This window comes from Aliiroseovarius halocynthiae (assembly GCF_007004645.1).
Classification (GTDB): domain Bacteria; phylum Pseudomonadota; class Alphaproteobacteria; order Rhodobacterales; family Rhodobacteraceae; genus Aliiroseovarius; species Aliiroseovarius halocynthiae.
This window is the reverse complement of record NZ_ML660033.1, coordinates 1-9,933: the sequence shown is the minus strand read 5'-3', so window position 1 is coordinate 9,933 and position 9,933 is coordinate 1. Positions and strand designations below refer to the sequence as shown.

Sequence of the window (9,933 nt, the reverse complement as noted above, 5' to 3'; positions counted from 1 at the left end):
GCTGCAAAGCGTGAAGGCGATCACGGGCGAAGACGGAGCATCAGACGTCGACACCGCCTATCGCCCCTTCGGCGAACAACAGGAATGGGTGCTGGACACCACCGCGCGCCCGGGTTGGTTTGGCGGAAACCAAAGGCTTCATCCCCTCTCGGGACATTGCGGCGCAATGCCCTGCCGGGCAGCGGAAGAACGCTTCGACGACGACAGCNGCACCGTGACCAGCTGCAAAGCGTGAAGGCGATCACGGGCGAAGACGGAGCATCAGACGTCGACACCGCCTATCGCCCCTTCGGCGAACAACAGGAATGGGTGCTGGACACCACCGCGCGCCCGGGTTGGTTTGGCGGAAACCAAAGGCTTCATCCCCTCTCGGGACATTGCGGCGCAATGCCCTGCCGGGCAGCGGAAGAACGCTTCGACGACGACAGCGGCCTGTTCGGAGGGAAATTGGTCCCCCGGATCAATTTCCCTCCTCAACCTCAAGGCCCGGTTGATAGCCTCGCTTTCGATGTGCCAACGAGGCAGGCGTGACAGTTGGAGGTAATCATGGGTGTTGCTGGCTTCGGCCATCTTGCTCAGGCCAAGATTCAGCCCTTCCGCAAGTAGAACATTCAGCAGCCCAACCCTATCTTTACAGGGCGCACCTGTTCGCAGATGGGTGAAGGCGTCTGTGAATCCAGTGGCCTCATCCACTTCTAAAAGCAGGTCGGTGATGCGGGTGTCTGGAAGTTGCCGATAGAGATCGAGGACAAGCTTCTCCGCTTCGTCAGGTACGGCGGTCGTCAGTCGTTCGATTTTCAGTGTGTCATTCTCGATAGATCCGCCGGGGATACACTCTGAGAGTCTGAACCGTGATCAACCGAGCCACATATTGGCCTATGGCGTTGAATCTCACGGGCACGCGGAGAACGGAAAAGTATAATGTTGATTTGAGTATTCAACCCTGTATAGAAATTACACCAAAGGATGTGTTTTCTATTTTAGGAGTGGCACTTTGATCCGCCTAGTCTTCGCCGTCGCATGTTTTTTCTACACTTTTAATGCCTCTACAGCTTTTGCTCAGTCAGCCTTGCAACCTATAAGCGCGGACGTCGGTGATGCGGTTCAGTTGGACCCGACGGATGGTTTGAATATTCCGTTTGGAAATGCCGCCACCTTCGAATGGTCATGGTCCGAACGTCCAACAACGTCAGTTTCGGGGTTTAGCGATTCGTCAGCGATTCGTCCGAGCATCGTGATTGATGTGCCCGGGCGGTACGTTGCACATGTGGCGGTACGGGATGTCGATGATCCTGCGAACATTCTGGCGTCCGGAACACTTGAGGTCACTACGGACAACACAGCGCCAACTGCCCGGATCATCGCACGTGGAATGCCCGAGGGCGGCTCCACACTTGTGTTGGATGGGACACCGAGCACTGATGTTGATGGCGCGCGCCTGACCTATGCTTGGACGCTTGAATCGGCGCCGGTAGGAAGCGGTGCGCAATTCGCAACCGCGGATACACCCCTTGCGAAGCTTCAGATGGATGTCGAAGGAACGTATACAGCGGGGCTGGTCGTAACGGACGCGATCGGTCAGGCATCCACTCAGGCAACATATAATATTGATTTCTTTGAAGATGACCGCGGTCGGCAGGTTGCCCCCACGGCCTCTGCCCGATTTGATCAGATACGCGTTCAGGTCGGCGAGACAACTTATCTGGAGCCTTACGCATCAACTGATATCGATGGCTCACTTCTGGCTGCAGATATCGATGTTCTGGTAGCGCCCTCAGGTGCGGTCCCTCAGGTCTCGACAGACGAGGAGGGCATGACGTCCCTGACATTCGATGTTGCTGGGGAATATCTGGTTGCCTATGAGGTCCGCGATGACGCGCGCGCCGCGCAGGACCAGGTCCTGATTATTGTGGGGCAGGGCGGCAATCTGCGGCCTGTAGCCAACATCCAACCTATTACGAGCGCAGTCATGGGTGCGCCGGTCACATTGGACGGTACGCAAAGTTATGACCTGGATGGCGATGCGATCCAGTATCGCTGGTCCTTGCTACATGCCCCCGCGAACAGCGTAGCGGGTATTGTTGATGCGAGCTCTTCCAATGGATTGATCACGCCCGATGTCGAGGGTGACTATGTGGTGCAATTGGTTGTCACGGATGGGGCATCCAACAGCGTACCGCAGACCTACCTAATGCAAGTTGAGGATAGCCTGCCTGTCGCACATGCCGGCCCAGATCTGCCATTCGTCGGGGCAGGGGCCTATCAACTGGATGCGGGTTTGTCCTCGGCCGATCCCACGGTGCCGCTTTATGCCTGGCGTCTGATTGGCGGAACAGGTCTTGATCGCGCCACGCTGACGGGAACGGACACTGAAGTCATTGGTGTGTTGGATGTGGCTTCTCAGTCCGACGGACAGATTGATAGCGCCCAGTTTCGGGACGTTCTGAAGGCGCAGAATGTCTATCACGATTGGGACTATAACGATATGTGGGCCAATACCCCGCGGCCAGCCGATGGGAATCTTTGCCGCTTCAGCTTGTGGCAAAGGTTTGACACCGCAGTCGAAGATGTAACCGTATCCAATGATGCGGTTGACCAGTCACAAGGGGATATCCTGCCCGGCTTTAGTTCGGAGGGATATGTCACCGACGATGCCGGAACTAAATTTGCGATCTGGCGCGTGCAGTATCAGCGCCGAGTGGCAAGAGTATTCCGAATCGAGCTGGAGGATGGAAGCTGGTCGGAAGAGTTTGTTCTGCTGCCGGGGACGGATGCCTACATCCGGGCGCCCTATTCGACTTCGACAGCCAAGCTTTATGTTTCTGGCGATCTGTGGCGCCAGGCTTCACCCAATCCCAACCCATTTCAGCGCATAGAGCCCGTTTGCTTGAACGATGGTCGGGAGCTGCCCTTCTCGGCAGTTGCGCAAGTGATCGTGGGTGATGAAGGCGGGGTTTCCGCCCCCAAGACAATGTTTATCGGATCAGGCAATCTGCGCCCAGCACTGGCCCGCGGGCAAAGCCTGACTGCCAATATTGGCGAGGCGGTTGATCTGAATGGTGCGCACTATGGCATCGACCCGAACGGCGATACCCTGACCTTCAACTGGTCGCTAATTGCGCGTCCTGACGGGTCTGTGGTGACGATTGGATCCGATCCCGCTGACGTAAAGGTCACGGGCAATCAGATCACGTTCACCCCTGATCGCAGTGGTCAGTATCTGGTGCAGCTTGAAGCATATGATGGCGCCTTGATGGCGCGCCCGGCTGTGATCGCAATTGAGGTGCTTAACACCGCCCCTGTGGCCGTGGTGGCCGCGCCGGCTGAAGTGTTTGTCGGAGATACCGCGAGTATTGATGGCACGGGTTCATATGATCCCGAGAACAATGCGCTGAACTATAAGTGGACGTTGGTCTCGCAGCCAGCCGGCTCAAGCGCCGCAATCGCAGATCGCTTTGCTCCGGCTTTTTCGTTCACTCCGGATCGTCGCGGCGACTATGTGTTCGAACTGGTCGTGTCCGATTATGAATTGGAGTCCATTCCGGCCATCGTCACAGTCACTGCTCCAAACAGACTGCCAGTAGCGGTGCTGGATGGTCCAGTTAACTTGAACGTTGGGGAAGAGGCGGCCTTTGACGCGACTGGATCGTCTGATTTGGACAACGATACGCTGACCTATGTGTTCGAAGTGGTGCAACAACCAACAGGATCAAACCCCGTTGTGGCGGACCTTGGCAACGGAAATCTCGGATTCGCGGGTGACCGCCCCGGCCAATATACACTGCAGGTAACGGTTTCAGACGGCTTGGCCGAGGCAACGTCGACGCTTGATGTATCGGTATTGACGCTTAACCGACCGCCGGTTTTGTCCGAACTGCGAGATGTGTACACAGTTGAACTGGGTCTAGAATTTGCCCTGGACCTTGAGGGATCGGATCCGGACGCGGACCCGATTTCATTTTTTGCAACGCCGCTTCCACTGACACAGGGCATAGCGCTTGATGCAGCTTCGGGGCAAATTCGTTTCCGACCAGAAGAAGGCCAACTTGGAACCTACAGCTTCACGGTTGGCGTCTCGGACGGAGCTTTGACCGATAATGCCGTGCTGACGATCGAAGTGGTCGAGGCATCGGCCGGGGAAACCACGGTACATGGCCGTGTTCTGGACGCAGTCGAATTCGCTGTCGGTGTAGAGCTTCCCTTGGCGGGCATGCCTGTACGGTTGCAAGACGCAGCTTTGATGACCACAACGGATGCGGACGGAAACTTCTCGTTCGGAAGCCTTGTTGGTGGCGGAGATCAAATCATCGTCGAGCCCACAGCAAATGGCGGACCGGGCGGCTATCTGGGCGCCGCGCGGGCCATTCAAATTACCGAGAACCAAATTCGTGATCTGGATCCAGAATTCTTGCTGACCCCGCTTTCCGATGGGTGTGCACCTGTGGTTGCTGGCGTTGACACGACCTTGACCGGATCTGCAAGCAATCTGTTCGTATCAATATCGGCAGACAGCATTCAGACGAGCTCTGGCGACCCGTATACAGGGGAAGTGTGCCTTGGTTCGTTGCCGCAGCTTTTTGATGATCCTGGCCTGCCAAGTGATACGCAGGCATGTAATATCTATGCTCTTGATGCACCCGGAGCCGTGTTTACACAGGGTGTCACTGTGCGAGCTCCAAACGCGGACTTGTTGCCTGAAGGCACCGAGTTGGCGCTTTGGCGTAAAGGCGTACTGTCAGGTAGATATAGCCGCCTGACGAACGCGAGTGTCGATGGTGGCGGGGCGACTGTCAGCGCAACAGCGCCGTCATTCTCGGATGGCACATTGTTCAGCTTCCTGCCGCAGGCACCGCGCACGCGTGCGTCCGCTGATCAGCCCACAGGCAACAGCATGCTGTCGCCGTTCTCGGGAGACGTGAACCAAAACTATATGCTGCCGGGGTATACCGCCTTTGGCCAGACGCAAAATGTTGGTTTGAGCTATCATAGCCAAGCAGCAAACCCGACCGTGATCGTAGCCGGGGACGTGACCATTGCAGATGACGCGTCGCTGCCGGTCACGTTGTCGACACGACTGGATATCGGTGGATTGTCCGTCAGTGACAGCGCGCAATGGACCCCACGGTCTGGCCAGAACGGACAGACGCCCGCGCTGGTTGGCGAAGAGCTGACATTGCGGCAATCAATGCCGCTTGATGGATCTGGTATTGATAGCGGCCGCTATGGTTATCGTTTCGTCGCCAAGGCCCACTATGCCTGCTCGACAGTCGCCGCGCGCCATGATGCTGAGCTACATGTTCTAAATGAAACTGACAGCCCATACGGCAATGGGTGGTCCATCGACGGGCTGCAAAAGCTTGTTGTCGGTGGAAACGGAAAAGTGTCGATCGTCGATGATGATGGTGTCGCCACATTTAATCCGCAACCGACACTGACCAGCTTCGAAGACGAACCGTTTGTTTTCCCGACAGTTGGGACGCAGGGCGTTCGCGCAGCGGATTTTGACGGGGATGGCGATATTGATGTGGTCTATGGTGAAAGCGGTACAGGCAGCATCGGCACGATCATTAATGTCACCTCGGACGAATGGCAGCAGGCCGGTAAGCTTAAGGTTGCTAATCCGAACGATGTTCCGCAAACTGGTCATTACCCGCCAAATTTGACCAATATCGCAATTGGTGAACTTAACAACGACGAGTCGACGGACGTTGCCTATTCCCTGCAGTTGCAAGAAGGGTATGGCTATGCGGCGAACAACGGCAATGCCGTACTAACCAAAGAATTTGAGGCATTGGGCGTCGGGCGCCGGCCACTTGATATTGCCGTCGCTGATATCGACCAAGATGGCTATGACGATATCATCTATGTTGCCGTAACAAGCCTGTTGTTCTGGGTCAGCGATGAAGTTTGGGTCAGCTATGGTGGCCCTGGCGCGCGCGAAGTTGTGCGCGTATCTCATAGATATTTTAGCGGTGCGGGAACGCTTCAGCTTGAGATCGCAGACATTGACGGCGATGGTCGCGATGACATCGCGTATCGTACCCGCGGCGGAGTCGATTTTGTCTTCAACAATGGCAACCGAAGCTATTCAACATATGCGCTGCGCGCCGGTGGCGGCGGAGTAAACCTTCTTGGTGAGTACTTCAAACCGCATGATTTCAACCAAGATGGCTTTATGGATTTTGTCTATTCGAAACCTGATAGCTTGCAGGTTGTTCTGAATACAACAGGGCGTAGTTTCGCAACCCCGGTTGAGCTGGCGCGCCCAGCAGGTGCAAGCGGCGCAATGCCAGTGCACCTTGCCGATGCTAACGGTGATGGATTTACCGATATCGTCGCCACCGTGGGCAGCCAAATCTACGTCTATAACTCTAATGGTGATGGAACATTCCAACCACATGAAGCGGGTTTGGTCGAGTATGGCATCGGCGATGTCGCTATTGCAGATCTGAACAACGATGGCAGTCTTGACCTGGTCTCTGAGCAACGGTTCAGTGTCACGGTTCATTACTCGAAGCCGTCCGCAACCGGAAACTTTGTTGCAGGTGATGGTGAATTCTCGGAGTTGACACGCAATCCCGATGGAAGCTGGCAGCGTCGCTATAAGGATGGCGTTGTTGTTGAATTCGATATCGACGGCCGGCAAACAGCGACGGTCGATCCGCAGGGAAATCGCAAAACATACACCTATGGCGCTGAAGGGCGAGTTGCGGAGATTACGGATCAGGTCGGCGGTATTACCGCGTTTACCTATCAGGCAGATGGGCGCCTGCAGTCAATCAGCTATCCCGACGGACGTATCACCGAGTTTAGCTATGATGATGTCGGGAATCTGAATGAGGTGACTGAACCAACAGGTTCTAAAGTGTCATTCAGCTATGACGAAAATGGTCGTCTGGTGTCGTCGACTAACCAGAACGGAAATACGACCGGCTACAGCTATGACGCGGTGGGCAACCTACGAGGTGCCAAGATGCCGGACAGTTCAAGTGTGGCTACCCAGATTGCAAGTTCTCTTGGGTTGATTGACGGTTTGGGGGGGCCTGCCACACAGCCGCTGGTTTTCGTCGAGCCGGAAGATCGGGTGACGACGGTTACAGATCGCAAGGGACAAGTTACAACAGTTGAGGTGAACCAGTTTGGTTCGGTTGTTCGCACCGTTGATCCGCTTGGGCGCGAGGCACGGATCATGCGCGATGATCAAAACTTGGCTACCCAGATTGAGCGGCCCAGTGATGCAACGGCAAGCGGAGTGCGAATTGACACTATTGCTTATGATAATGTGGCGAATGTTAAGGCATTCACCGAAGCAGTGGGCACACCGGCCGAGCGGGTGACGCAATATGAGTACGAGCCCATATTCAACAAAGTGACGCAGCAAACGGATGCTGATGGTTTTGTAACTTCCTACGAATATGACAATACGGGTCAAACGACGAAGATTGTGAACCCCGAAGGCGGTGAGCGGCTGTTCAGCTATGAGACTGACGGCAAGCTGGCAAGTCGCACAGACGAAAACGGCAATGTTACCAGCTTCGTGTATAATGCCGCGCGAAATATTGAAACGACCACCTATGCTGATGGATCGATCACTGCCCTGACCTATGACAGTGCGGGCAATACAACATCAATTGCCGAGGCGCAGGGCACAGCGGTCGAACGGCAGGTCCACCGGACTTACGATGCGTATAATCGTGTGCTGACTGTCGAGGTGACTGGGGCGGATGGCGCTCAGATTGACGGGCTGACCAGCTATAGCTATCTGCCCGCAGGCAATCTGGCGACCACCACAGATGCAACTGGTCTGGTCACCAGCATGTCTTATGATGCCATGGAGCGTCTGGTATCCGTTGATGATCCTGTCGAGGGTCTGATCCAGCGGGCCTATAATGTCGCTGGCGAGGTTGTCAGCCACACCAATGGTGACGGCGAAACACATACATATGCCTATGACGCCACCAGTCGTTTGACCAAGACCACGGATCCAGAAGGGTTTGAGAAAGACTTTACCTATGACACCAGCGACAACGTCGCGACCGTAACCGATGGACGCGGGGGTCAAACCAGTTTTGGCTATGATCCGTTGAACCGTATGACCAAGCGGACCAATCCGATTGGCGAGACGATGACCCGTGCCTATGACGCGCGTGGCAACCTGTCGACCCTGACCCGCGAGGATGGATTGGTTGAAGCCGCGCTGTATGATGGGCTGGGGCGCCGCACACGTGTTGAAACACCCGACAACGTGCTGACCTATGCCTATGATGCGCGCAGTAACCTGACCGAGGCCACGGATACAGATAGCAGCGTCACGTTCACCTACGACACCCGCAACCGCCTGTCGTCGACCAGGACCGATGGCACAGCAGGTCTGCAGCCTCAGGTGACGCTCAGCTATACCTATGATGCGCTGGACCGCCGGACCACCATGTCTGATAGCTTGGGTGGTGCAACCACCTATGCCTATGACCCAGAAGATCGCCTGACGGACCTGACCGCCCCGTGGGGCACCGTCTACAGCTTCGGCTATGACGGAGAGGGGCGCAGGACTTCGCTGACCTCGACATCAGGCCGGGCCTCGACCTATGGCTATACCAACGGGCTGTTGACGGCACTCAGCCACGTACAGACAGGCGTAGCGCTGACGGAACTGACCTATCAATACGGGCCCGACGGGCAATTGACCGCGATTGTGGATCAGCTTGACCCAACCAAGTCGAAATTCATCTCGTATGACACGCTGAACCGGCTGGTGCAGGTGGATCAGGGCATCCCGCCCACCGATGGCGGCGCACCCATCCCGGTCGAGGACTACGCCTATGACGCCGAAGGGAACCGCACCGCGTCCCACCTGTCAGCGCTCTATGCTGCAAATGACCACAACCAACTGCTCGAGGATGACAGCTATACCTACGCCTACGATACACGTGGCAACCGCACCTCGCGCACCGCAAAGGCAGATGGTGCCGTAGAACGTTACGCTTATGACAGCCAGAACCGGCTGATAGGCTATGGCAATGACACGCTGACGGTCCGCTATGCCTATGACGCGCTGGATCGCCGGATTGGCAAAATCATTGATGGCCCGGATGCGGATATCAGCCCGGCTGGCGAAGCCGAAAACTATGCGCTTAACCTGACCGGGCAAGAGGGCATCGATATCCCGGATCTTGTTCTGGACGGCCCCTTCACCATCGAAAGCTGGATCCGTCTGGAGGCCGGAATTAACAGCAGCGACGGGCCTGTAAGCTCGGGCGACGGTCAGCCGACCCAAGACCTGAACTTCGCCTATCAGAGGCTCCGGCTCTATTCGCCGGGCTCGGGGGCTGTCGACAAGGTGGCAGCCAGCACCGCAGCGCCGACCGGCGTGTGGACTCACTATGCCGTCACACGTGACGCGGCCGGGACGCTGAAAGTCTATATGAACGGAGCACTCGACGCGACCGGCACCGCGCCGTTCACGCTGCCTTTCCATGTTGGACGGCTGGGTCAGACCAGCGCCGGCACGTCGCATGCGCAGTTTGACGATCTTCGCATCTGGTCTGTCGCCCGAACTGAGGCGCAGATCGCTGCGACACGCGCGACCTATCTATCGCCCGGCACGACAGGGCTCGAGCGGCTGTATCGCTTCGACAGCGACCAGGCGCAGGTCGTGGACGCGACCGGCAACACATCCCCGTCGGCGCTTGGGGCAGGGGCCACGTTCCTGACCTCCACCGCCCCCACCAAAACGCTCCCAGCGGCCCCACCCGCGCCCGGTCCAGATGCCGAGGTCACTGCGTTTGTTTATGACATGTCAGCCGCCAATCCCTTGGCCCATGATGATATTGTCCTGGAATATTCGGATGACATCTTGACCCGTCGTTGGCTGCATTCCGATGCGGTGGATGAACCGGTTGGGTTCGAGGAGTACACGGTCAGCTCGGGCGTCGG

Annotated in this window: 1 protein-coding gene and 1 pseudogene; one reads left to right on the top strand and one right to left on the bottom strand. The window is 56.7% G+C overall.

Going from position 1 to position 9,933, the window contains the following annotated elements; all coding sequences use genetic code 11:
* Positions 1-474 precede the first annotated feature (474 nt).
* Positions 475-831: pseudogene (locus FIL88_RS16480) on the bottom strand (Tn3 family transposase); the annotation flags it as partial.
* Positions 832-1,069: 238 nt separating this feature from the next.
* On the opposite strand from FIL88_RS16480, the gene FIL88_RS16475 reads away from it, so the two are divergent.
* Positions 1,070-9,933 (top strand): PKD domain-containing protein (locus tag FIL88_RS16475; protein ID WP_142854984.1); only part of this gene is annotated, 8,864 nt, incomplete at its 3' end.